The organism is Streptomyces sp. (assembly GCF_031181555.1).
In the GTDB taxonomy this organism is placed as follows: domain Bacteria; phylum Actinomycetota; class Actinomycetes; order Streptomycetales; family Streptomycetaceae; genus Streptomyces; species Streptomyces fimbriatus.
The window spans coordinates 1-23,814 of record NZ_JAPSKQ010000105.1 but is presented as its reverse complement, the minus strand read 5'-3'; the positions used below and the strand labels follow the sequence as shown (position 1 = coordinate 23,814).

General features: G+C 72.2%; 20 protein-coding genes. 16 read left to right on the top strand and 4 right to left on the bottom strand.

From position 1 onward, the window contains the following. Positions 1-44: 44 nt before the first annotated feature. The 4 genes from RIM90_RS20665 to RIM90_RS20650 all read right to left on the bottom strand — a co-directional run bounded on the left by RIM90_RS20665 (position 45) and on the right by RIM90_RS20650 (position 5,029). Positions 45-2,075, bottom strand: coding sequence for an anthranilate synthase family protein (locus tag RIM90_RS20665; protein WP_309062224.1), 2,031 nt, complete (start codon positions 2,073-2,075; stop codon positions 45-47). 15 nt (positions 2,076-2,090) lie between these two features. Continuing rightward, positions 2,091-2,750, bottom strand: a complete 660-nt coding sequence (locus RIM90_RS20660) for an isochorismatase family protein (RefSeq protein WP_309062223.1) — start codon at positions 2,748-2,750, stop codon at positions 2,091-2,093. Between the two features lie 181 nt (positions 2,751-2,931). Then, positions 2,932-3,699, bottom strand: a complete 768-nt coding sequence (locus tag RIM90_RS20655; RefSeq protein WP_309062225.1) for a 2,3-dihydro-2,3-dihydroxybenzoate dehydrogenase — start codon at positions 3,697-3,699, stop codon at positions 2,932-2,934. Positions 3,700-3,790: 91 nt separating this feature from the next. Continuing rightward, positions 3,791-5,029 (bottom strand): 3-deoxy-7-phosphoheptulonate synthase, encoded by a 1,239-nt coding sequence (locus tag RIM90_RS20650; protein ID WP_309062222.1) that lies wholly within the window; start codon positions 5,027-5,029, stop codon positions 3,791-3,793. Between the two features lie 523 nt (positions 5,030-5,552). Here RIM90_RS20650 and RIM90_RS20645 point away from each other — a divergent pair. The 16 genes from RIM90_RS20645 (at position 5,553) to RIM90_RS20570 (ending at position 23,508) form a co-directional block, all read left to right on the top strand. After that, positions 5,553-6,362: an arginine deiminase-related protein gene (locus tag RIM90_RS20645; protein ID WP_309062221.1), complete on the top strand. Its 810-nt coding sequence runs from the start codon at positions 5,553-5,555 to the stop codon at positions 6,360-6,362. A 128-nt stretch (positions 6,363-6,490) separates the two neighbouring features. Further along, entirely contained in the window at positions 6,491-8,272 is a 1,782-nt protein-coding gene (locus RIM90_RS20640; protein WP_309062220.1) for a copper resistance protein CopC, read from the top strand. Between the two features lie 88 nt (positions 8,273-8,360). Then, positions 8,361-9,635, top strand: a complete 1,275-nt coding sequence (locus RIM90_RS20635) for an MFS transporter (protein WP_309062219.1) — start codon at positions 8,361-8,363, stop codon at positions 9,633-9,635. 208 nt (positions 9,636-9,843) lie between these two features. Continuing rightward, a complete protein-coding gene (locus tag RIM90_RS20630; RefSeq protein ID WP_309062218.1) occupies positions 9,844-10,671 on the top strand; it encodes an isocitrate lyase/phosphoenolpyruvate mutase family protein in 828 nt (275 codons plus the stop codon). Positions 10,672-10,833: 162 nt separating this feature from the next. After that, complete coding sequence (locus RIM90_RS20625; RefSeq protein ID WP_309062217.1) at positions 10,834-12,195, top strand: XRE family transcriptional regulator; 1,362 nt, start codon at positions 10,834-10,836, stop codon at positions 12,193-12,195. A 170-nt stretch (positions 12,196-12,365) separates the two neighbouring features. Then, positions 12,366-13,649 (top strand): SidA/IucD/PvdA family monooxygenase, encoded by a 1,284-nt coding sequence (locus tag RIM90_RS20620; protein WP_309062216.1) that lies wholly within the window; start codon positions 12,366-12,368, stop codon positions 13,647-13,649. Further along, complete coding sequence (locus RIM90_RS20615; RefSeq protein ID WP_309062215.1) at positions 13,649-14,020, top strand: cupin domain-containing protein; 372 nt, start codon at positions 13,649-13,651, stop codon at positions 14,018-14,020. Before RIM90_RS20620 ends, RIM90_RS20615 begins: the two co-directional genes overlap by 1 nt. After that, complete coding sequence (locus RIM90_RS20610) at positions 14,017-15,555, top strand: class I tRNA ligase family protein (RefSeq protein WP_309062214.1); 1,539 nt, start codon at positions 14,017-14,019, stop codon at positions 15,553-15,555. Before RIM90_RS20615 ends, RIM90_RS20610 begins: the two co-directional genes overlap by 4 nt. A gap of 1 nt (position 15,556) precedes the next feature. Next, positions 15,557-16,630: an FAD-dependent oxidoreductase gene (locus RIM90_RS20605; protein WP_309062213.1), complete on the top strand. Its 1,074-nt coding sequence runs from the start codon at positions 15,557-15,559 to the stop codon at positions 16,628-16,630. Next, positions 16,627-17,925, top strand: coding sequence for an ATP-grasp domain-containing protein (locus tag RIM90_RS20600; RefSeq protein WP_309062212.1), 1,299 nt, complete (start codon positions 16,627-16,629; stop codon positions 17,923-17,925). Before RIM90_RS20605 ends, RIM90_RS20600 begins: the two co-directional genes overlap by 4 nt. After that, entirely contained in the window at positions 17,922-18,269 is a 348-nt protein-coding gene (locus tag RIM90_RS20595) for a hypothetical protein (RefSeq protein ID WP_309062211.1), read from the top strand. Before RIM90_RS20600 ends, RIM90_RS20595 begins: the two co-directional genes overlap by 4 nt. Continuing rightward, positions 18,266-19,621, top strand: a complete 1,356-nt coding sequence (locus tag RIM90_RS20590) for an FAD-binding oxidoreductase (protein WP_309062210.1) — start codon at positions 18,266-18,268, stop codon at positions 19,619-19,621. Before RIM90_RS20595 ends, RIM90_RS20590 begins: the two co-directional genes overlap by 4 nt. Positions 19,622-19,639: 18 nt before the next feature. Further along, positions 19,640-20,146 carry a flavin reductase family protein gene (locus tag RIM90_RS20585; RefSeq protein ID WP_309062209.1) on the top strand — a complete coding sequence of 169 codons (507 nt, stop codon included), beginning with the start codon at positions 19,640-19,642 and terminating at the stop codon, positions 20,144-20,146. A 1-nt stretch (position 20,147) separates the two neighbouring features. Next, positions 20,148-21,335, top strand: coding sequence for an acyl-CoA dehydrogenase family protein (locus RIM90_RS20580; protein WP_309062208.1), 1,188 nt, complete (start codon positions 20,148-20,150; stop codon positions 21,333-21,335). A 53-nt stretch (positions 21,336-21,388) separates the two neighbouring features. Next, on the top strand, positions 21,389-22,231 hold the full coding sequence (ddaH, locus tag RIM90_RS20575; protein WP_309062207.1) for a dimethylargininase: 843 nt from the start codon (positions 21,389-21,391) through the stop codon (positions 22,229-22,231). 35 nt (positions 22,232-22,266) lie between these two features. Beyond that, complete coding sequence (locus RIM90_RS20570) at positions 22,267-23,508, top strand: ATP-grasp domain-containing protein (protein WP_309062206.1); 1,242 nt, start codon at positions 22,267-22,269, stop codon at positions 23,506-23,508. The last annotated feature ends 306 nt before the right edge of the window (positions 23,509-23,814 follow it).

Here is a 23,814-nt window from a genome sequence, read left to right as displayed (position 1 = left end):
CCGGCCTTCTTCGCGCGGGTCAGTGGCGCTTCCCGCGGTACTGGTCACCCGGTGGACGGCCCGCCCCGGGAAAGCGCGGGGGCCGGGGGAGTGCGGACCCCGTCCGGAAGGAGAGTGCGCTCCTCCAGAAGAGAGGCGAGCAGCTCGGCCGTGACGCACACGCCGTTCTGGCTGAGCACCGACTCCGGGTGGAACTGGACCGAGCGGAAGCCCGGGCCGCGCAGGGCGTGGACCTGCCCGGTCCGCTGGTCCCGGCACACCTCGACGGCGCCCGCCACGCCCGGGGCGACGATCAGATCCGCGTCCGCACGCGCCGCGAAGGTGTTGTAGAAGCCGACCAGTTCGGGCCGGCCGAAAAGGTCGATCTTCTTCTGCACGCCCTGGTCGGGACGGTCCCTGCGGACCAGACCGAGGCCGAGCAGGCCGCTCAGCACCTGATGGCTCAGGCACACCGAGAGGAACGGCCGTCCGGTGTCCAGCAGCCGGCGCGTGACCGCGCGCAGGCGGGCGATCTTCGGGTGGTGCGACTGCCGCGGGTCCCCGGGCCCCGGCCCGAGCACGACGAGGTCGTACCCGTCGGTGTCGTACTCCTCGTCGAACCGACGCACCGTCACGGTCGTTCCGAGGGAGCGCAACTGGTGGTCCCACAGCGCGGTGAAGGTGTCCTCGGCGTCCACCACCAGCACCGTCCGGCCGACGAGCCCGGGCGCCGGACGGGCCCCGGGCGCGGCGGCCTCCAGCCAGAAGGAGGAGAGGGTGCTGTTGCGCTGCCGCAGTGCGGCGAGGACATCGGGATGCCGGGCGAAGGACGCCGCCCCCGGAGCCGGTCGCGGGCGCGGGGCGGTCCGCCGCGACGACCCGTGACCGAGGGCGGACAGCAGCCCGGCCGCCTTGGCCCGGGTCTCGGCCGCCTCCGCCTCCGGATCGGAGTCGCGGACCAGGGTGGCGCCCACCCCGATGGTCATCCGGCCCGCGGCGTCGATGACGGCGGTCCGGATCAGGATCGAGGAGTCCAGCGTGCGACCGCCCCCGGCGTCGCGGCCGATGAGCGCCACCACACCGCTGTAGTAGCCGCGGCCGTGCGGCTCGAACCGGCGGACGACCTTGGCCGCGCTCTCCAGCGGGCTGCCGGTCACCGTCGGCGCGAACAAGGTCTCCCGGAGGACGTCGCGGACGTCGGCGCTCGTCCGGCCCTCGACGAAGTACTCCGTGTGCGCCAGGCCGGCCATCTCGACCAGGTGAGGACCGCTCACCCGGACCCCGGAGTCGCTGACGCGGGCCACCATCTTCAGCTCCTCGTCGACGACCATCGAGAGCTCGTCGGCCTCCTTGGGGTCCGCCAGGAAGGCCAGCATCCCGGTCAGCGTGGGGCCCTGCGCCGGGTACCGGTGGGTTCCGCTGATCGGGTTCATGACCGCGACCCCGCGCGACAGGCTCAGATGCCGCTCCGGGGTGGCGCCGACGAACGTCCTGCCGCCCGCGTGGACGACGAAGGTCCAGTAAGCCCCCCGCTCCCGCTCCATCAGACGGCGGAAGACGGCCAGCGCCGAGAGCGGCGAGTAGTCGGAGATGTCCGCGACGAAGGTCCGCCTGACCACGAAGTTGGCGCCCTCGCCGGTGCCTATCTCCTCGGCGATCACCCGGCGGACGATGTCCGCATAGGCCGCGTCGTCGAGGTCGAAGGCACCGCCGACCAGGTCGATCCGGGTGTCCGGCAACTGCGCGAGCGCCTCGTCGACGGGGACCGACGCCTGCGCGCGGACACGCAACGTGATCACCGGGGCTCCGTCGTCCACCGCCTCGAACCCGCGCTCGGCGAGCTGCCGGTAGGGGACCACGACCAGCACTTCATGCCCGGCGCCCGGGGCCGGCGCCCCGTCCGGGCCGGGGGTGTCGCTCCGCAGCGGAATGTCGGCCAGGGCGGCGACCTCGGCGGTGTCGCCGACCAGCACCTCGATCCGATCGGCCGGCCCCGTGTGCGGCCGGTGCAGCAACGCGAAGTCCGCGTGCCGCGCGGCCAGGACCTGCTCGAGGAGTGTTCCGTCGTGCGGACCCGTCTCCGCTGTGTGCGTCATGGCCCTCCTTTCCTGTCAGGTGCGGCTGCCGGCCTCCACCAGGGGGAGCTGCTCGAGGACGGTGGCGGTCGTCACCGTCATCGCGCAGCGCTCGGCCGCGTAGCGCAGGGCGAACCGGTGGTACTCGTGCGAGAAGTCGGCGACGGCGTCGGCGACGAGGAACGGCCGGATGTCGGAGCTGAAGGCGTCCGCGCTGGTCATGAGGACACCGACATGGGCGTACACGCCGCACACGACGAGCTGGTCGCGCCCCTGCGCCCGCATGGACGCGAGGAGCCGGGTGCGGTGGAAGGCGCTGTAACGCCACTTGGTCAGCACCAGGTCGCCCGCCTCGGGCCGGATCGGGTCGGCCACCTCACGGTGCTCCGGGGCCACCGTCATCCCGGAGCCCCAGAAGTCCCTCAGCAGGCCGCGCTGCTGCTCCGTCATCCCGCCGGGCTGGAGGGTGTAGGCGACCGGGACGCCGAGCGCCGCACAGCGCTCCCGCAGGGCGGTGACGTTGCGGAGCAGGTCCGTCACCGGGGACTGGGCGGCGGGGAAGGGCTGGAGGAAGTACTTCTGCATGTCGTGGATCAGCAGGACCGCCCGTCCGGGGTCCACCGTCCACCGGGCGGTGTTCTCCGGCAACTCGTCCTCGGTCGGCATCGGGTAGGCCTCGATGGCCGGGATTCCCATACGAGATGTGTCCTCTCCGGGCCGAAGCGGCCCCCAGGGGGTGTCGTCCGGTTCTTGCCGGGGGCGCGGGGCCCGGCACGGGCTCCCCCCGAGCTCTTCGCGCAGGGGGCACCCCGTCGCCGCCGCTCGGCTCGGCTGCAAGGCGCTGTTTCCTGGAGTCGGCCCGGTCCGAACGACCCCCCTAGTGGCCGAGCGTCGCACCGCCGTCGACGGTGAGGCCGTGCATCGTGATGTGGGCGGCCTGGTCGGAGAGCAGGAACACCGCCGCGTCGGCGATGTGCTGCGGCTGCGCGATGCGCCCCAGCGGGATGCCGACGCGGAAGACGGAGGGCATGCCGTCGACCGACGCCTGCTCCGTGTCGTCGTCCCACAGGGCGGTCAGCATCGGGGTGTCGGTGGAACCGGGGGCCACCACGTTGCAGCGGATGCCGAAGCGCGACACCTCCAGGCCCAGGCACTTGGTGAACATGGTCGCGGCGGCCTTGGACGCCGAGTACGCGGCCATGTCCACCCTGGCGGTGCCGGCCGCGTTGGACGCCACCGTCACGATGGCGCCCCGCCGGCGCTCGACCATCCGGTTGACCACGGCGCGCGAGACGAAGAAGACGCCCGCGGTGTTCACCGCGAAGGTGGTCGCCCAGTCCTCGTCGGTGAGGGTCCGCGCCTGGCCCAGACGCAGCACCCCGGCACCGTTGACGAGGTAGGCCAGCGGGCCGAGGCACCGCTCGACCTGTTCGACGACGGCTTCGACGGCGGCGCTGTCGGTCACGTCGGCGGGGAACGCCTCCGCCCGCCCACCGGAGGCGCGCACCTGTCCGGCGAGGTCCTTGAGCCGGTCCACGTTCCGGTCGACCATCGCGACCACGGCGCCGCGCGCGGCGAGGGTACGTACCACGGCCTCGCCTATGCCACCGGCTGCCCCGGTGACCAGCGCGACCTTGTTGTCCATTTCATCGACATGCATAACGACCCCGAAGATCGACGACGGTCGACCGCGGCCGACCAGGAGTTCTGCTGAGGCGATCAGAAAGCGGCGCGCGTCAGCGCAGGGACGACCGGCCCTGCCAGGCGGCGGCGACCTCCCACGCCTGTGCCGGATTCAGCCGTGGGTCGCACAGACTCGTGTACCGGTCCCCGAGGGTCTCCACGAACCGCTCGTCCTGAACGCATTCGGAGACGTCGTCGGGCGTGGTCTCGAGATGCAGGCCGCCGACGACCGCGCCGGCGTCGCCTATCACGTCCTGGAACTCCCTCACCTCGCGGACCACGGTCTCCACCAGCCTGGTCTTGAGGCCGCCCGGTCCGCTGACCGTGTTGCCGTGCATCGGATCCGACAGCCAGATGACCGGGTGCCCGGCGGCGCGCACGGCCGCGGCCATGGCCGGCAGCTGCTCGGTGACCGCGTCCGCGCCCATCCTGGCGATCAGCGTGAGCCGGCCCGGTTCGCGGTCGGGATCGAGCCGTTCGCACAGGGCCAGCAGGTCGTCGGTCCTCATGCCCGGGCCGACCTTGGACGCCACCGGGTTGGCCACCGACGCCAGCAGCGCCACATGGGCGCCGTCCAACTGGTTGGTGCGGTAGCCGATCCAGGGCCAGTGGGTCGAGGCGAGATAGCGCCGGCCCGTCTCGTCCGAGCGGATCAGCGGCACCTCGTAGTCGAGCAGCAGTGCCTCGTGGCTGGTCCACACCGGGGTGACGAAGGCCGGGTGCTGCAGGGCGATCCTGCCCCGCAGCGCCTCCATGGCCCGGCCAGCCGCCTCGTAGCCCAAGCGCAGCCGGCGCGGGTCCGGGCGTCGCAGCCGCGCGTCCGGCTCCGGGCTGTTGACCATGTGGCCCCGGTAGACCGGCAGTTCCACCCCGTCCACCAGCTCGGTGGGGCGGGAGCGCGGCTTGGCGAACTGGCCCGCCATCCGGCCGACTCTGAGCGTGGGCAGCAGGGTGTTCATGGACATCACCCCGGCCAGCGTCTCGAGCAGCGCCACCTTGCGGGTGATGTGTCCGGGCTCGCACTCGGCCGGGTCCTCGGCGCAGTCCCCCGCCTGGATCACGTGGAACCGGCCGGCCACCACCTCGGCCAGCAGGCCGCGCAGTTCGGCCACCTCCCCGGCGGTGACCAGCTCCGGCCGGTCGGCGAGGTCGAAGGTGACCTCGGCCAGGAGGTCGAGATCCCCCCACTCCGGCTGCTGCCATGCGGGAAGTGCCCTCCAGAGTTCGCCCCGGCCCTCCAAGAGGGCGGACCCGGCTGCGGCGGGTCGGGTCGCGATCGCGTCGCTGGTCACCAAGAACCTCCGTGGTCGTGATTCGTTCACCGTCTCGCAGAGGGCATGTCCGAACGCCGCGCCGTTGCGCCGCACGGACGGATGACCTTCGCCGAGTGTGTTGTCGCGGCACCGGGCGATCAAAGCGCGTCAGCCAACTTCGTCAGGTGCCCGGGACTTCGTCATGCGCCGGAATTCGGAGCCGTTCGGAACCGGCGGAATGAATCCTCCGTGACTCCTCACCCGCCGACGGCCTTTCTCCGAAAGTGCCGGACGGACTCCGTCATGTCCGGCGGTGTTCCACGGGCGCCCGGGAAAGCCCGCACAGGGAAAGGCCGCGGCGGCGAGCGTCACGGACTTGATTGTTTTTGCCGGTCAAGGCTCGCGATCAATTCGACGCTCGGCTGGACTCGGGTCGACGCGGAGGCCGGCCGTCCCGGTCCGGTACCGGGACACGAGCCGGGCCGGACGGTGCTTCGGGCCGGTTCCGCACCGGACCCGCCCGATCGGGCGGGCTCCGGCAGACCACCAGAGAGAGGGCACCGTGAACAGCGAACTGCTTGTCTCCGACGCGAGCCACTTCCGGGTCGACTACGAAATCAACCCCTACATGGACACCGCGATCCAGCCCGACACCGAGGCGGCGCTCGCCGAGCACCAGGCGATCGTGGCCGCGCACCTCGCGGCCGGCCGCAAGGTCGAGTACCTGCCGTCCGCACCGGAGTGCCCGGACATGGTGTTCACCGCCAACGCCGCCGTGATCCGCGGCGACCGGGCCGTCCTGGGCTGCCCGCCGCCCGAGCGGAAGGCCGAGATACCGTACTTCCGACAGTGGCTGGCCGACCGGGGGTTCGAGGTCGTCGAGGCACCTTACGCCTTCAGCGGCCAGGGCGACGCGCTGGCCTGCGGAGACCTGCTGCTGACGGCGTACGGCCAGCGCACCGACGAGCGGATGCTCGAGGTGCTCGCCCGCGAACTGGACTACGAGGTGGTACCGCTGCGCACGGTGAGCTCCCGCTGGTACGACCTCGACCTGACCGTCGGCGTCATCGCCCCGGACACGCTGGCATACTGCCCGGACGCCCTCGACGCACACAGCCTCCGGACCCTGCGCGGGCTCGGGGCCGACCTGATCGAGGTGTCCGTCGAGGAGGCGGCGCGGTTCGCCCTGAACCTCGTCAGCGACGGAACCACCGTGACCATGGCCCAAGGCGCGCCGCGACTCGCCGCCGCGCTGCGCGACCGCGGCCTGGAGGTGGTCGAACTCGACACGACCGAACTGGCCAAGGGCGGCGGCGGGATCCGCTGCACCGCCCTGACACTGGACAACCCGCCGGCGAAGCGGTGCCCGTAATCCCGGGGCCGTCGGCACCCGGGACCGCGGGCCGGCTGCGAACGGCCGGTCCACGCAGACGGCTTGTCGCCGCTCCCCGCAGGGAGGCCGAACGGGCCGATCGTCCACTGACGGGAGAGCAGACAGGTATGACCACGGGAGCTGTACGGGTGCACCGTGCCGTCGGCGCGCTGATCGCGGTGCTCACCGCCGTGCTGACCGTGCTCGGCGGGGCGGGCACCGCGTCCGCGCACGGGGCGCTCGTCTCCACCGACCCGGCGCAGAACTCGGTGGTGCCGAAGCAGCCGCCCGCCGTCACGCTCACCTTCGGCGAGGGGGTGACGCTGCCCTCCGAGGCGCTCCGCGTCTTCGACCCGGCGGGCAAGCGGGCCGACGCGGGCACCCCGGAGCACGCCGACGGCAGGGCCGACACCGTGCAGGTCGCCCTGCGCGGCGGCCTCGCCGACGGCACCTACACGGTGGCCTGGCAGGTGATCTCCGCGGACTCGCATCCGGTCGGCGGCGCCTTCACGTTCTCCATCGGTGCGCCGTCGGCCAGTTCCGTCTCCGTCGAGGAGCTCCGGGGCACCCGGACGGACGGCCTGATCTCCTTCCTGTACGGCACCGGGCGGGCGGTCGCGTACGCCGCGTTCGCGCTGCTGGCGGGGGCGGCGGCGTTCGTCCTGATCTGCTGGCCGGCGGGCGCGTCCGTCCGGCGGGTGCAGCGGCTGCTGGTGGCCGGCTGGGTCGGCCTGCTGGGCTCCACCGTGGTGCTGATGATGCTGCGCGGCCCGTACGAACAGGGCAGCGGCATCGCGCCGTCGGCGGATCCCGCGCCGGCGCACGCCCACGTTCCCGTGGACGAGCGGATCTACGTCGCGCTGGCGGCCAGGCTGCTGCTGCTCGCCGCGAGCGGAGTGTTCCTGGTGCTGCTGGTGGGGCAGCTGGGCCAGTCCGGCACCGACGCGGCCGGGCGGCCCCGGTCGCGGTCGCGGCTCGGCGCGGCCGGGCTGACGCTGGCGGTCGGGCTGTCGGCGACCTGGGTCGTGACGGACCACGCCTCCGAGGGCGCCCAGGTCTGGCTGGCCCTGCCGGTGACCGCGCTGCACCTGCTGGCGATGGCGGCCTGGCTGGGCGGTCTGGTGACGCTGGTGGCCGGGCTCCGCCAAGGACTCGCGCCCGCAGCGGTGGAGCGCTTCTCCCTGGTGGCCTTCATCTCGGTGACGGTCCTGGTCCTGACGGGGCTGTACCGCTCCTGGCGCGAAGTGGGCTCCTGGGACGCCCTGTTCGGCACCGAGTACGGGCGGCTGCTGCTGATCAAGGCCGGATGCGTGACCCTCATGGTCGGGGTGGCGTGGATCTCCCGCTCCCGCCTCGCCCGCCTGCGGACCGACGCCGAGGCGCGGGAGGGCGGGTCCGCGCGGGCGGGCCTGCGGCGTTCCGTCCTGACGGAGTCGGCCGTGGCCGTGGTGGTGCTCGTGGTGACCACGATGCTCACCTCCACACCGCCCGGACGGACGGCGCGCGCGGACGCGTCCGACCCACGGAGCCCGGCCGCGTCGGCCGCGAGCGCCGCACCGGGCCGGACCGTCACGCTGAAGATCCCGTTCGACACGGGCGGCCGGACCGCGAACGCCAAGGGCACGGCGACGATGCGCCTCGTCCCGGCGAAGTCCGGCGGCTACACCGTCCGGCTGCAACTGGCCGGGACCGGCGGGGAGCCGGCGGACGTGCCGGAGGTCCGCCTGGCCTTCACCCTGCCCGCCCGGGACCTCGGGCCGCTGCAGGTGACGCTCCGGCCGGACGGCGCCGGACGCTGGTCGGGCGCTGCCCGGCTCGCGCTGGCGGGCGACTGGACGGTGTGGATGACCGTGCGCTCGTCCGACGTCGACGAGGCGACGTCGTCGCAGCGGCTCCCGATCGGCGGCTGAACGCCCCGGCGACCGACGGCTGTGTGGACCTGACAAGGTGCCCCCGCTCCGCTTTCCGGGCCGGTGAGGCGTCGATCACGCTGGGCAGATGATTCGTCAGAAACACGTCTGGCCGTGGATGATCGCGGCCATCGGATTTGTCGCGCTGGTCGCGGCGGCTGGGTTCCGGGCAACCCCCGGTGCGCTGGTGGAGCCGCTGCAACGGGAGTTCGGATGGTCCACCGGGATCATCGGCTTCGCCATGTCCGTCAACCTCGCCCTCTACGGCGTCACCGCACCGTTCGCCTCCGCGCTGATGGAACGCTTCGGCGTGCGCAAGGTGGCCGCGGGCGCCATGACGCTGATCGCCCTCGGCAGCGGGCTGACCGTCTTCATGACCGCGTCCTGGCAGCTCGTGATGCTCTGGGGCGTGCTGGTCGGCCTGGGCGCCGGCTCCATCTCCCTGGGCTTCGTCGCCACGATCGGCACCCGCTGGTTCGTCAAGCGCCAGGGACTGGTCACCGGCCTGCTCACGGCGGGCGGTGCGACCGGCTCGCTGGTGTTCCTGCCGCTGGTGGCGAAGCTCTCCGAGGCGCCGGGCGGCTGGCGGACCGCCGCGATCGTGGTGTCCGTGGTGGCCTTCGCCACGGTGCCGTTCGTGCTGCTGTTCTTCCGGGAGCACCCCGCCGACCTCGGGATCCCCCCGTACGGCGCGGACGAGGTCGTGCCCCCGCCGCCCGTCACCGGCAGCGCGGCGCGGCTGGCCATCGACGGCCTGAAGCGCGCCACCCGCAGCAAGGCGTTCTGGCTCCTCGCGGCCGCGTTCGCGATCTGCGGCGCCACCAGCAACGGGCTGGTCAACACCCACTTCATCCCCGCCGCCCACGACCACGGCATGGCGACGGTCACCGCCGCCGGCCTGCTCGCCATGATCGGGATCTTCGACCTCATCGGCACGGTCCTGTCCGGCTGGCTCAGCGACCGCTACGACGCACGGATCCTGCTGGCCGCCTACTACGTGCTCCGCGGCCTGTCGCTGCTGGTCCTGCCCCAGCTGTTCGACGAGCAGGTCACCGGCTTCATGATCGTGTTCGTCATCCTCTTCGGCCTGGACTTCATCGCCACCGTGCCGCCGACGGTCGCCCTGTGCCGGGAGCACTTCGGGATGTCCGCTCCGATCGTGTTCGGCTGGGTCTTCGCCGCGCACCAGCTCGGCGCCGCCCTCGCCTCCACCCTGGCCGGCCTCACCCGGGACGGCTTCGGCACCTACGCGCCCGCGTGGTACGTCGCCGGCGCCCTCTGCATCGGTGCGGCGCTCCTGTCCCTGGGGACGAGCCGTCCGGTGGCCGAGAAGCCCCTGCTCGAAGAGCCCGCGCGCGTCTGATCGTCCGCGTGCCCCGCCGCACCCGCCCGGTCCCGTTCCGCTCCGGGGGCGGCGCCTCCCCGTGCTCCACCGGAGGCGCCCCCTCGGTCTCCCGGGCCGGCCACGTGCCGCGGGCCGCGACGTGACGGAGTCCCCGCGATTCCGTTGAACGTTTTTTCCTCAATTCGGAAGCATGCCGAGTAAACCCCCTTTCACGAAAGGTGCCGTTATGGCGAACAGTCAGCAGGCCAAGGCCGTCGTCCTCCGCGAGCTGCACGAGAACGGCGTGCTGGTGCTGCCGAACGCCTGGGACGCGGGCAGCGCGGCGCTCATCGCCCAGGCCGGCGCCAAGGCCATCGCCACCACCAGCGGCGGCGTGTCCTGGTCGGCGGGCAAGCCGGACCAGCAGGCGCTCACCCGGGACGAGATGGTGGCCCTGGTGCGCCGGATCGTCGACGCCGTGGAGGTGCCGGTGACCGCTGACATCGAGGGCGGGTACGGGCTCGCGCCCGAGGACGTGGCGGCGACCGTCACCGCCGTGATCGAGGCCGGCGTGGTCGGCGTGAACCTCGAGGACTCCCAGCCGAACGGCGAGCTCTTCACGGCCGAGGAGCAGGCGGCCAGGATCCGCGCCGCGCGGCAGGCGGCGGAGCGGGCCGGGCTGCCGGAGCTGGTGATCAATCTGCGGACCGATGTCTTCCTCTTCCAGATCGGCGCGCCCGAGGGGCGGCAGGCCGACGTGCTGGCCCGCGCGGCCGTCTACGCCGAGGCCGGGGCGGACAGCCTGTTCGTGCCGGGCCTGCTCGACCTCGCGGTGATCGCCGAGCTGGTGAAGGACCAGCCGCTGCCGGTCAACGTGATGGCCGGTCCCGGCGCGCCGACGGTGGCCGAGTTCGAGGCGGCCGGCGTGCGCCGGGTCAGCGTCGGCACCGCCGTCGCCCAGGCCGCCTACACGCTGGCCCAGCGGGCCGCCGCCGAGCTGATCGGCAAGGGCACGTACGACGAGCTGGCCGGCGCGCTCGACTTCGGCGCGGTGAACAGCAGCTTCAGTCGCTGAGGCGTGCGGGAGAGCCTCACAGCCTGACGACATGCCCACGCACGGGGCGGGGCCGGTCCGGTGCCATCGGACCGGCCCGCTCCCCGTGTTTTCCATGTGTACGAGTCATCCAGTACGTATACGAGAGATGAGGGGATGGAAATGGGGAGGCCGGAGAAACCAGTGGACGCCTCGGGCGGAGCGGTCGCGGAGTTCGCGAGCCGCCTGCGCCGCCTGCGGATCGAGGCCGGCAGCCCGACGTACCGGGACATGGCCAGAACCGCCATGTACTCGGCCTCGGTGCTGTCCAGCGCGGCCAACGGGCATCGGCTGCCCACGCTGCAGGTCGCGCTGGCGTACGTGGCCGCCTGCGGCGGTGACCGGGAGGAATGGCGCCGGCGCTGGCTGGAGGCGGCCGGCAACGGCATACCGGCGGTGCCGCCGCGCCCGGCCGGGCCGCAGATACCCCGGGAGCCGGCGGCCCGGGCGATACCCCAGGAGCTTCCGACCACCGCACCGGTGCTGCCGAGGCCGTGCCAACTTCCGCCCCGCCCGCAGGGGTTGGTCGGCCGCAGTGAGGAACTGGGCCGGCTCGCCTCGGCCCCGGCCGGCCCGGTGGTGATCAGCGGCCCGGTCGGCGTGGGCAAGAGCGAACTGGCCCTGCACCACGCGCACAACCTGGCCCCGGCCATGGTGGACGGTCAGCTCTACGCCGATGTGGGCCCGGTGCCCGAGGGCGGGTACGACGTATCGGGCCTGGTCGCCGAGTTCCTCGCGGCCCTGGGGGTGCCCTCCGGGCAGATCCCGGCGGCGGCGGACCAGCGGGCCGGGCTCTACCGCTCGCTGCTCGCCCAGCGCAGGGTGCTCGTGCTGCTGGAGAACGTGCACTGCGAGCGGCAGGTCCGCCCGCTGCTGGCCGACTCCGCGACCAGCACCACCATCGTGGTCGGCCGTTCCTCGCTGCTCGGCCTGCGCGACGTCCACCGGATCCGGCTGGAGCCGCTCCCGCGGACCGACTCCGTCGCGCTGATCGCCCAGGGGCTGCCGGAGCGCGCCCAGGCCGACCCGGCGAGCGCCAACCGGCTGGCCGAGCTCTGCGGCGACCTGCCGCTGGCACTGGACATCGCCACCCGCAAGCTGCTCGCCCACCCCGAGATGTCGCTGCGCCGGGCGGTCAACCAGCTCGACCGTCCCGAGGCGCTGCTGGACTGGCTGAGCGTCGGCGACCTCTCCATGCGCGAGGTCCTCAACTCGGCCCATGTCCAACTCAGCGACCGCGCCTGCGATCTGCTCGACCGGCTGGCGAACCTGCCGCAGCCGGAGCTGCGGGCCGACGAATCAATCCTGGCCGGAGCCGACCAATTGACCGACGAGTTGGTCGAAGCGGGCATGCTCCGGCCCACCGACCGGCTCGGCGTGTACCGGCTCGACCCCCTGGCGCGGGCCTTCGTCGCGGACCGCGATCCGGCCCACAACCTGCTGCCTCGCCGCTCCGTGCCGTTCCCCCGGATCCGGCCGCGGGCCGGTGTCCGGCAGCTGACCTGACCCTCCGATCAACTCCGGTCAATCGCACGTTGATTGTCCGCTCCGGACAAGCCTGTCGGTCAACAGCCGCCCTCGATGTACTCGTCCTACCGAACGGAACCGAACAGCAGAACGGTCCGTTCACCTGCCCGTTCGAACGGGCGGTAGGACGAGTAGCGAGGTGGCAGAACATGACTAACCACGAGGTCGAGGTCCTGGCGATCGGCGCCGGCCCGTCCAACCTGGCCCTGGCGGTGGCGATCGAGGAATCCGGCGTCACCGGCCTGGCGGCCGACACCCTGATCCTGGAGCAGCACCCGGACGTGCAGTGGCAGCGCAACCTGCTGCTGCCGTTCGCCCGGAGCCAGGTCTCCTTCATCAAGGACCTGGTGACCCTGCGCAACCCCCAGAGCCGTTTCTCCTTCCTCTCCTTCCTGCACGCCAAGGGCCGGCTGGACGAGTTCGTCAACCTCGGCACCTTCAACCCCTTCCGCCGGGAGATCTCCGAGTACCTCCAGTGGGTGGCCAACTCCCTCGACCACGTGGGGGTCCGCTACAACGCCAGGGTGCGGAGCGTCACCCCGCGCAAGGCCGACGACGGCACCGTGATCGGCTGGCGCGTCAACCTCACCGACGGCGACACGGTGGACGCCCGCGACCTGGTGGTCGGCACCGGCCGCGACGCCCACATCCCCGCGGAGTTCGCCGGCCTGCCGCACGACCGGGTGATCCACAGCTCCCAGTACTCCACCCGGATCGCCCAGTACCCGATCGACCGCCCGGTGCGGGTGGTGGTGATCGGCGCCGCGCAGAGCGCCGCCGAGATGTTCGTCTCGGTCCACCAGGACCTGCCGCTCAGCCAGCCGACCCTGGTGCACCGCTCGATCGGCCTGATGAATTACCAGACGAGCAAGTTCGTCAACGAGTTGTTCTTCCCGTCCTTCATCGACGAGTTCCACGCCAGCTCCCCGGAGGCGCGCAAGCAGATCCTGGACGAGATGCGCCTGACCAACTACGCCGGTCTGGCCGCCCCGTTCCTGGACGAGACCTACCTGATGCTCTACGAGCAGAAGCTGACGGGCTCCCAGCGCTCCGCCGTCCGGCCGATGACCGAGGTGCTCTCGGCCCGTGAGGAGGACGGCGAGGTGGTCCTCGAGCTGCGCGACCGCAGGACCGGCCGTGTGGAGCTGCACCGCTGCGACCTGGTGCTGCTCGGCACCGGCTACGACCAGCGCATGCCCGCGATGGTCCGGAGCCTGGCCGACCAGGCGGGCCTGGACCGGATCGAGGTGAACCGCCGCTACCGGGTGGAGCTCGGAGAGGAGGCCCGCGCCGGCCTCTACCTGCAGGGCTTCAACGAGGCCACCCACGGCATATCCGACTCGCTGCTGAGCGTGCTCGCACAGCGCTCGCACGAGATCACCACCGACCTGCTGGACCGCCGCAGCGTCGCCGCGACGGCGGGGGGCCGCTGATGGAGATCCGTCGTCTGGACCGCGCCAACCTGACTCCCGCCTACGGCATCGAGGGCGAACGCCTGCAGCCCTGGGACGCGCTCAACGCCCCCTTCGAGGGCGCCTGGTGCGTCGTCCGGGCCGGCGGCGAGTCCACCCCGCACAGCCACCACGAGTACGAGATCTTCATCGCGATGAGCGGCCGCGCCGCCCTGGTGGTGGACGACGTCGAACGCGAATTCGTCGCCGGTGACATCGTCCACCTGCCGCCGGGCTGCACCCACAAGGTGGTCAACGCCTCCTCCGAGGACTTCGAGTACTACGGGATCTGGTGGGACCCCGGCATGTCGGAGGCCTTCCTGTCCCGCCACCAGAAGGAGAGCACAGCATGAGCAAGCGCACGGCGGTGATCTCCCCCGCCCCGACCGCCAACGGCGACCTGCATCTCGGCCATCTGGCCGGTCCGTTCCTGGCCGCCGACGTCTTCACCCGCTACCAGCGCGCCGTCGGCCGGGAGACCGTCTTCGGCACCGGCGCCCAGGACACCTCCACCTTCGTGGTCACCACCGCCCGCCGGCTGGGCACCACGCCCGAGGCCCTGGTCACCGACTCCACCGCCAAGATCGAGTCCACGCTCGCCGCGATGGGCATCGCGGTGGACGGCTTCACCCGGGACGAGGAGCGCTTCACCAAGCAGGTGCTGAAGTTCGTCAGCCGGCTCCACGACGAGGGGAAGCTGGTCCTGCGGCCCACCCTGTTCCCCTACGCGCCCAGCACCGGGAAGTACCTGGTCGACGGCTTCGTCAAGGGCGGCTGCCCGAACTGCCTGGCGGAGGGCTGCGCCGGGCTCTGCGAGAGCTGCGGCCACCCGCTGGCGGCCGGCGACCTGATCGACCCCCGCTCCACCGAGAACCCCGAGGAGGTCCTGGAACTGCGCGAGGTCCCGGTCCTGGTGCTGCCGCTGGAGGAGTACCGGGAACGGCTGCGGGAGTACTTCGCGAGCACCGGCGCCGCGCTGCGGCCGCACATGGCCCAGGCCGTCGCGGAGATGCTGGCCCGCCCGCTGCCGGACCTCCCGGTCACCTACCCGATCTCCTGGGGCATCCCCGCCCCGTTCCCCGAGGTCGCGGGGCAGTGCATCAACCCCAATGCCGAGACGATGGCCTGGTCCATCTACACCACCGCCCTGTCCGCCGAGAAGCGCGGGGAGGTGCTGGCGGCCGACGACCAGCTCTGGTGGCCGGAGTCCGGCACCGAGGTCGTCTACTTCCTCGGCTTCGACAACACCTTCCCGTTCGCCATCGCCGGGGCGGCCATGCTGCTCGCCCTGCACGACCGGTACGCCCTGCCGGCCCGGTTCGTCACCAACGAGTTCTACGAGCTGGAGCACCAGAAGTTCTCCACCAGCCGGGGCCACCTGGTCTGGGGGCAGGAGCTCGCGGACCGGCTGCCGCGGGACGTCGGCCGCTACCACCTGGCCGCCACCAGCCCGGAGAACCAGCGCACCAACTTCGGCTGGTCGGCGCTCGCCGCCGTCACCGGAGCCCGGTTGATCGAACCGTGGAACCGGGTGGCCGCCGAGGCCGGACGGTGGGCCGGACAGACCCTGCCGGTCTCCGCCGCCTCCCGCGAGGCCGCCGACCGGATCACCGAGCGGTTCGCCGCCGCCTACGAGCTCGGCTCCTTCAGCCTCGGCCGGGCGGCGGAGACGCTGGCCGAGCAGCTGGGCCGGCTGGACCGCTGGGAGGTGACCGACGAGCAGGCGGGCGACTTCTGCCACCAGGTGGAGACGGTGCTGCGCAACGCCGCCCCGATCCTGATCGATCTCGCCGAGCGGGCCGGGGTCGACACCCGGCTGACGCGTGGTGACCGGACGACCGAGATCACGGTCAGGGAACTGCCGCGGCTGGACGCCGGGGCGGTGTGAGATGCCCACCGACGCACGACGGGTGCTGGTGGTCGGCGCCGGAGTGACCGGACTGCTCTCGGCGGTGCGGTGCGCGCTGGCCGGTCACCACGTCACCGTGCTGGACCGGGACGCCATCCCCAACCCCAACTCCACCTCCTTCGACCAGCACCGGGCCGTCCGCGCGCTCGACACGGCCGACCTGGCCGCCTCCCGGCGGATCGCGGTGGCGCACCGCCGCTGGATGGGACTGGAGGCCCTGACCGGCTCCAAGTTCTACCGCCGGGTCGGCATGATCACCGCCTGGTCGGCCGACGAGGTGGACGCCGTGATGGAAGCGGCGGCCGCCGTCAACCTCCCGGTCAGCATGGTCGACCCGGCCACGGTGCCCCACGTCCGGTTCCCCGAGAACTCGGTCGGGGTGCTGGAGCGCCACGGCGGCGTCCTGCTCGCCGACCACGCGCTGCAGGTGCTCGTCCGCTGGCTGAACGAGCAGCCGAACGTGACGCTCCGCCCCTGGCAGGAGGTCAAGGCGGTGGACCCGGAGGCCGGCCGGGTGTACCTGCCCGACGCGGAGTACCTGGACGCCGACCTGACCCTGATCGCCACCGGCCCCTGGTCGAAGGAGCTGGTCGACCTGCCGATGGTGCTGCACCGGCAGACCCTGGTCTACCTCAGGCCGCCGGAGCAGCTGGCCGCGGCCTGGGAGAACACCCCGGGGATCGGCCGGATCGGCACCTCGGGCCTGGCCTGGCTGCTGCCGCCGGGGGACGGGACGCTGCTCAAGGTCAGCTCGGCCTCGGTCTGCCGGGAGGCGGACGCGGTCACCACCGGCTCCCCCGTGGAGGAGCGCCGGTGGGCCGAACAGGTGCTGGCCGAGCGGTTCCTGACCGAACCCGACCGGTACACCGTGATCGCGGTGAAGCGCTGCCACTACCTGGTGGACGCCGAGACGGGCGCCGCCCACCTGGTCCGGATAGGCCCCAGCACCTGGGCCCGGACCGCCAGCGGCGGCGACGGCTTCCGCACCGCGCCGCTGGTCGCCGAACGGATTCTCGAAGCACTCACCACAGACTTCCGAGAGGAGACGATATGAGCACCGACGACCGCGTGCTGCTGGTGATCGGCAGCGGGCTCCAGGTCTACCGCGAGTACCTGATCGAGTCCGCCGCCCGCCGGGCGGCCGAGCTGGACCTCAAGCTGGTCCTGATCAACAACCTCAAGCCCACCTGGCAGCAGGACCACTTCGACGAGATCACCGTGGTCAACGTGTTCGACCACGAGGAACTCCGCGCCGCCGCCAGGGAGATCGCGGGCCGCCGGAAAGTGGTCGGGCTGTTCTGCTACGACGAGCCGCTGGTGATGCCGGCCGCCGAACTGGCCGCCGAGTTCGGGCTCCCGGGCCTGGGCCCGGACGGGGTGCAGGGCTGCCGGGACAAGCACCGGACCCGGTCGATGCTGACCGCCGCCGGACTCCCTCAGCCCGGTTTCGAGCTGACCGACACGCTGGAGCAGGCCCGCGAGGCGGCCGCCCGGATCGGTTATCCGGTGGTGGTCAAGCCGCGTGCGCTGGGCGCCTCGATGGGCGTCGTGCTCGCCGAGGACGAGACGCAGCTGGACGAGGCCTACCTGGTCGCCTCGAACGCCAGCCTGGTCGGTGACGAGCCGTTCCGGGGCGGGGCGATCGTGGAGGGCTACGCCGGCGGTCCCGAGATCAGCGTCGACGGCGTGGTGCACCGGGGCGAGTACCGGGCGATGTTCGTGGCCCGCAAGGAGACCGGGCACCACCCGTACTTCGAGGAGGTGGGCCATGTCGTGGACGCGGCCGACCCGCTGCTGCAGGACCAGGAACTGATCGACGTCCTGACCAAGGCGCACGAGGTGCTCGGCGTCGAGAACGGGCTGACCCACACCGAGGTCAAGCTCACCTCCTACGGTCCGGTGATCATCGAGATCAACGGCCGGCTCGGCGGGGACCTGATCCCCTTCCTCGGCCGGATCGCCACCGGGATCGACCCCGGCGAGCTGCTGGTGGAGGTCGCGGCCGGGCACCGCCCGGACACCGCCTTCACCCGGCACGGGGTCGCGGGCATCCGCTTCGGCTATCCGTCGGAGGACGCCACCGTCCACGAGGTGCGCGTGCCGGTCGGCCTGCCGGGGCTGGTGACCGCCTCCCCGATGATCGAGCCGGGCACCGAGCTGCGGCTCCCGCCCGGCGGGTACCTGGCCCGGCACTCCTTCGTGGTCTGCACCGGCGAGGACCGGGAGACCTGCCGGGAACGCCTCGCCGCCGCCGTCGCGGCCGTCGAGCTGGACGCGGAGCCGCTGGAGCGCAAGGACGTGGCCGCGCGGCTGGAGATGCCCGCCGGACTGCTGGACGTGGACAAATGAGCATCGACTACGACGGCCGCCGGTTCCGCAAACTGGCCTCCACGGACGACGGGGTGACGGCCCGCTACCACCAGGAGGACGACCTGGTCTGGGCGGACTTCGCCGGCGGCCCGGTCCGCCGGGGGAGCGTGAACGGGGTCTGCGATCCGGACGGCACCCTCCGGCTCGCCTACACGATGGTGCTGGACGGCGGCGACGTGATCGCCGGACACACCGTCAACACGCCCGAGCAGACCGCCGACGGCGGGCTGGTGCTCCGCGAGGAGTGGGAGCGGTACGGACCGCACGCCGAGACCGGCGTCTCGTACCTGGCGGAAGTGACGGAACCGGAGGAAGCGGGATGACCGACTGGCAGAGCCTGCGCGAGCAGGTGGACGGAACGGTGCGGTTGCCGGGAGAGCCCGGCTTCGAGGAGAACAGCAGCGCGTTCAACAAGCGCTACGCGGACATCCGCCCCTCCGGGGTGCTCTCGGTGGCGAGCGTCGCCGACGTCGCCCGGGGGATCGCCTGGGCCCGGGAGCAGGGGCTGCCGGTGGTGGCCCGCGGCGGCGGCCACAGCTACGCCGGCCAGGCCGCCACCACCGGGCTGGTGCTCGACCTGCACGGTCTGAACACCATCACGGTGGACCGCGAACGGGAGCTGGTCACGGTCGGCGGCGGGGTCCGCTCCGGCGAGCTGTACGCCGAGCTCCAGCGCCACGACCTGGCGGTGCCGCTCGGCAACTCGGACGAGGTCGGCATCGGCGGCCTCACCCTCGGCGGCGGCGTGGCCGCGGTCTCCCGGGCGTTCGGCCTCACCTGCGACTCCCTGGTGGAGACCGAGATCGTGCTCGCCGACGGCACGCTGGTCACCTGCAACGAGATCGACCACCCCGACCTGTTCTGGGCCTGCAAGGGCGGCGGCGGCGGCAACTTCGGGATCAACACCTCCTTCACCTTCCAGGCCCGGCCGACGGTCGCCAGCTCCACCTGCCTCGTGCTGTGGCCCCTGGACGACGCCGAGGCGGTGCTGCCGGTGATGCAGCGGATCATGCGGGACGCGCCGGACCGGTTCGCCGCCCGGATCGGCGTGAGCCGGTCCAGGGACGACAGCGGGGTCGTCTCGGTGATCGGCCAGCACCTGGGGCCGGCCTCGGAGCTGCGCGAACTGCTGGCGCCCGCGCTGAAGACCGGTTCGCCGTCCACGGCGGAGATCGAGGACCGCGGCTACTGGGAGGCCAAGGACTACCTGCGCCACGAGACGTCGGGAGACCCGTTCGCGGTCCGCACCCGGACGATCGGCGAGCCGCTCACCGAGGCCGGCGTGGACACCCTCCTGACCGCCCTGCGCAAGTGGCCGGGCAGCAGCAATCCGGACGGGGCCGGCATCGCCCTGTTCACCTGGGGCGGCGCCATCAACCGGGTGCCCGTCACCGAGACCGCCTTCCCCCACCGGGACGTGCTCTTCCTGATCTCGATGGACACGTCCTGGTCCACCGAGGACCCGGAGGAGGTGCGCCGGGCCAACCTCGAGTGGCTGACCGAACTGCACGCCGCGATGGGCGAGCACGCCCGGGACGCCTCGTACGTCAACTTCACCGACCCCGACCTGTCCGAGGCCCAGGCCGCCTACTTCGGCCCCAACCTGGACCGGCTTCGCGAGATCAAGCACCGCTACGACCCCGAGCGGGTCTTCACCTTCGACCAGGCCGTCTAGTTCCGAGGAGGAGCCGTCATGTCACCCGATCTGCGCGGTACGATGCGCAACTTCGCCACCGGAGTCTGCGTCGCCACGACCTACGCGGACCGCGAGGGCCTTCGCCGCCACGACGCGGTGACGCTCAACTCGCTGACCTCGGTGTCGCTCGCCCCGCCGCTGGTCTCGCTCTCGCTGCACCGCGACTCCCAGTTCCTGGGCGATCTGCTCGAGACCAAGAAGTGGGCGGTCTCCATCCTGGCCGGCGACGCCGAGCCGCTGGCCCGGCAGCTCGCCAGGAGCCGCGACGACCGCGCCGAGGCGGTCGCCGCCCTCCGGGCCAACCCCGGACCGGTCACCGGAGCCCTGATGCTGGACGCGCAGAGCAGCCTGGAGTGCGTGCTCTGGGACAGCTTCGACCTCGGCGACCACACGATGGTGATCGGTGAGGTGGTCTCCACCGGCATCCGCGACCACCAGCCCCCCCTGCTCTTCCTGCACGGCAAGTTCCACCAGCTGGCGACGGCCACGACCAAGGAGTCCTGACATGACGAACACCCGGGCGGTCCCCAACACCGCCGCCGAGATCCTGGCCGCCGCCAAGGCGCTGGCCCCGCAGCTGCGGGAGCGCGCGGCCGAGATCGAGCAGAACCGCCGCCTCCCCGCCGACGTGGTCGAACTGATCCGCTCCACCGGCGCGTTCCGGATGGGCTTCAGCAAGGCATGGGGCGGTCCGGAGCTGACCTCGGCCGAGCAGACCGAGGTGGTCGAGGCGCTGGCCTACGGCGACTCCTCGGCCGGCTGGGCCGCCATGATCGGGATGGACTCCGGCCTCTACGCCTCGTTCCTCGACGAGACGGTGGCCAAGGAGATGTTCCCCCGGCTGGACATGGCCACCGCCGGCCTGCTCTTCCCCACCGGCCGGGCCGAACGGGTGGACGGCGGGTACCGTCTGTCCGGAAGGTGGCAGTTCGGCAGCGGCATCACCCATGCCGACTGGGTGATATCCGGCGCCTTCATCTACGAGGACGGCGAACCGTACCTGGTCGACGGCGCGCACGACTCCATCCTGCTGATGGTGCCGCAGGCGGACGTCGAGATCATCGACACCTGGAACACCACCGGCCTTGCGGGCAGCGGCAGTTGCGACTACGCGATCCACGACGTGTTCGTCCCCGAGGGGCGGACGCTCACCTTCGGCGCGGTCCGTAACGGCGAGGGCCCGCTGGCCCAGCCCGAGGTGCACATGCGCAACATGCCCGGTGTCCCGCTCGGCGTCGCCCGGGCCGCGCTGGACTGGGTGCGCGCCCAGGTGGTGGCCAAGTCCCGGCCGGGGGGCGGCGGCTGGTCCGACAACTGGCGGGTGCAGGTCACCCTGGCCGAGTGCGAGGCCGACTTCAACGCGACCCGCAGCGCGGTCTACGGCGCGATGCGGCGCCAGTGGGAGGTGCTGGAGGCGGGCGGCACCCTCGACGACCTCACCCCCGAGGAGCGCGCCGCGCTCCCCCTCTCCCGGCTGCACGCCTTCCGCACCGCCCGCTCCATCGTGATGCGGCTCTACGACCTGATGCAGACCGCCTCGATCTACAAGCCCAGTCCGCTCGACCGCTGGCTCCGCGACACCATGACGATGTGCCAGCACGTGGTGGCCCAGGACAAGATCCTGCAGTCCGCCGGCGCCCACCTCCTGGGCGGCAGGCCCAGCTTCCCGCTCAGCCTCGGGATCACCGGCTGACCGCCGAAGAACACGCACGGCCCCGATTCCCCACACCCGGAAGGACTCTCGCCATGACCGGTCTCCTCGCGCCCGAGACCAACCTGACTCCCCGTCACGCGCGCATCCGGAACTACGTGATGTGCCGCCCCGACCACTTCGAGGTCAGCTACAGCATCAACCCGTGGATGGACCCGGAGAAGCCCATCGACAAGGCGCTGGCCACAGCCCAGTGGGAAAACCTGCGCACGCTGTTCGCCGAGCTCGGCCACTACGTCCAGACCATCGAACCCGCCCCCGGGCTGCCGGACATGGTGTTCGCCGCGAACGGCGCCCTCGTGGTCGACGGCAAGGTCCTGATCTCCAGGTTCCGCCACCCCGAGCGCCAGGCCGAGGCCCGGTTCTGGGCCGAGTGGTTCCGGAAGCGGGGCTATACGGAAGTGGTCCGGGCCGCCTTCACGAGCGAGGGCGAGGGCGACTACGTGACGACCGGCAGGGCCATCCTGGCCGGCAACGGCTTCCGCTCCGACCCCCGCTCCCAGGCCGAGGCCGAGGCGCTGTTCGGCCGCCCGGTGACCGGCCTGAAACTGGTCGACCCGCGCTTCTACCACCTGGACACCGCGCTGGCCGCGCTCGACGACGAGGAGATCGTGTACTACCCGGGCGCCTTCGACGCGGAGAGCCTGCGGGTGCTGGAGAACCTGTTCCCGAACGCCCTTCTCGCGGACGAGGAGGACGCCCTGGTCTTCGGGCTCAACCTGGTCTCCGACGGGTGCAACGTCATCCTCCCCGAGCCCGCCACCGGCCTGGCGGCCAAGCTCCGCGCCCGCGGCTTTTGCACCCACCACGTGGACCTGTCCGAGCTGCTCAAGGCGGGCGGCAGCGTCAAGTGCTGCACGCTCGAGATCCGCCACTGACCCCTCACTCTTCGCCCCGGTACAGGAGAAGCACCATGAGCGAGCAACCCTGGATCATCGTCGGCTACGTCAACGTCCTGCCCCACATCAAGGAGTTCCCCCCCGGCTCGGTGATCGTCGTCGACGAACCGGACGTGATCCGCAAGTGCGACGTCAAGAACGCCCTCGAGGGCGCCGCGATGCTGCGCGAGTTGATCGAGTGGGAGTACCAGCTCCCGGCCGCGGCGGACGAGTTCTTCAACACCTACCCCGACCTCGACCCGGCCGTGGTGGCCCCGCTGGTCGAGTACGCCACACCGTTCGCGGCCCGGCTGGCCGAACGGTACGGCCTGCCGGGGGCGGGGGCCGGGGCGGCCCAGGTCATGCGGGACAAGTCGCTGCTGCGCCGGGTCACCCGGGCCGCGGGCGTCCTCAACCCGGCGTCCCAGGAGGTCGCCTCCCCGGACGAGGTGCGGGAGTTCGCCGCCGCCCACCCCGGCTCGCTGGTCCTCAAGCCCGCCAACCGGCAGGCCTCCGTCGGCACCAAGGTGCTGCACTCGCTGGACGACCTGGACGCCGCCTGGGAGGAGTGCACCAGTCAGGACGAGGGCAACCGGGTGCCGGACCGGGAGCGCGAACTGCGGATGCTGATCGAGCAGTACGTCCATGGTGAGGAGTACAGCGTCGAACTGCTGGTCCGCGAGGGCGAGATCCTGTTCTCCAACGTCACCGGCAAGCTGCTCTACCCCGGTCCGCGCCCGATCGAGCTGGGGCACACCGTGCCGGCCGCCGGCATCCCGGACTCGCTGAGCGAACTGCTGGTGTCCCAGACCGGGACGGTGCTGCGCGCGGTCGGCTTCGGCAGCGGCATGGTGCACTGCGAGTGGATCGTCAGCGACGGTCGCCCGTACCTGGTGGAGTGCGCCGGCCGGTTTCCCGGCGACGGCATCCCGATGCTGATCGAGGAGGCGTACCGGATCGACCTGGCCGGGGCGTTCTACACCGTCATGCGGGGCCGCCGCCCGGAGCCGCTGCCGCAGCGGGCGGCGGGCGGTGCCGCGGTCCGCTTCATGGAGGCGACGCCCGGCGAGGTGGTGTCGGTCGACGGCGCCGAGGAGGCGGCCCGGCTGCCGGGCGTGCTCTCGCTCTCGCTGCACCTGGAGCCCGGGGACACCGTGCGCGAGCTGTGCAGCTCCTGGGACCGGGTGGGCTCGGTGACGACCAGGGGAGCCACCTCGGCGGACGCCCTGAGCACCGCCGAGGCGGTGGTCGACGCGATCCGGATCACCACCGCCTGAGCGCGCCGGCGCCGGGCACGTCGTCGCGACCGGGTGCCCGGCCGGCCCCGTCGAACCACCAGGAGCGCACAAACTCCGACGGGATGATTGCTTCGTTTGTGTTCGAGTCCTAGGGTGTGGCTGGCTCAGTAGTTGCTCCGTCACCAGCAGTTGTGATCCGCCCCCGCGGCACCGTTCCCCTCCGGGGGTGTGCCGGGGGCGGGATCCGACGTTCCCTCAGTCCGCGCAGTGCCCTGTCGAACCGAGGAAGGCCACGGTCATGCCGCACCCGCACGTGCCCCCCGCCGACCACCCCGCACAGCCCGC

Excerpts from the sequence above, each read along its gene's own strand:
- RIM90_RS20620 (WP_309062216.1), top strand. The coding sequence starts at position 12,366 with ATGACTAACCACGAGGTCGAGGTCCTGGCGATCGGCGCCGGCCCGTCC.
- RIM90_RS20635 (WP_309062219.1), top strand. The coding sequence starts at position 8,361 with ATGATTCGTCAGAAACACGTCTGGCCGTGGATGATCGCGGCCATCGGA.
- RIM90_RS20580 (WP_309062208.1), top strand. The coding sequence starts at position 20,148 with ATGACGAACACCCGGGCGGTCCCCAACACCGCCGCCGAGATCCTGGCC.
- RIM90_RS20600 (WP_309062212.1), top strand. The coding sequence starts at position 16,627 with ATGAGCACCGACGACCGCGTGCTGCTGGTGATCGGCAGCGGGCTCCAG.
- RIM90_RS20585 (WP_309062209.1), top strand. The coding sequence starts at position 19,640 with ATGTCACCCGATCTGCGCGGTACGATGCGCAACTTCGCCACCGGAGTC.
- RIM90_RS20655 (WP_309062225.1), bottom strand. The coding sequence starts at position 3,699 with ATGGACAACAAGGTCGCGCTGGTCACCGGGGCAGCCGGTGGCATAGGC.
- RIM90_RS20570 (WP_309062206.1), top strand. The coding sequence starts at position 22,267 with ATGAGCGAGCAACCCTGGATCATCGTCGGCTACGTCAACGTCCTGCCC.
- RIM90_RS20615 (WP_309062215.1), top strand. The coding sequence starts at position 13,649 with ATGGAGATCCGTCGTCTGGACCGCGCCAACCTGACTCCCGCCTACGGC.
- RIM90_RS20665 (WP_309062224.1), bottom strand. The coding sequence starts at position 2,075 with ATGACGCACACAGCGGAGACGGGTCCGCACGACGGAACACTCCTCGAG.
- RIM90_RS20630 (WP_309062218.1), top strand. The coding sequence starts at position 9,844 with ATGGCGAACAGTCAGCAGGCCAAGGCCGTCGTCCTCCGCGAGCTGCAC.
- RIM90_RS20640 (WP_309062220.1), top strand. The coding sequence starts at position 6,491 with ATGACCACGGGAGCTGTACGGGTGCACCGTGCCGTCGGCGCGCTGATC.
- RIM90_RS20595 (WP_309062211.1), top strand. The coding sequence starts at position 17,922 with ATGAGCATCGACTACGACGGCCGCCGGTTCCGCAAACTGGCCTCCACG.
- RIM90_RS20660 (WP_309062223.1), bottom strand. The coding sequence starts at position 2,750 with ATGGGAATCCCGGCCATCGAGGCCTACCCGATGCCGACCGAGGACGAG.
- ddaH (WP_309062207.1), top strand. The coding sequence starts at position 21,389 with ATGACCGGTCTCCTCGCGCCCGAGACCAACCTGACTCCCCGTCACGCG.
- RIM90_RS20590 (WP_309062210.1), top strand. The coding sequence starts at position 18,266 with ATGACCGACTGGCAGAGCCTGCGCGAGCAGGTGGACGGAACGGTGCGG.
- RIM90_RS20610 (WP_309062214.1), top strand. The coding sequence starts at position 14,017 with ATGAGCAAGCGCACGGCGGTGATCTCCCCCGCCCCGACCGCCAACGGC.
- RIM90_RS20605 (WP_309062213.1), top strand. The coding sequence starts at position 15,557 with ATGCCCACCGACGCACGACGGGTGCTGGTGGTCGGCGCCGGAGTGACC.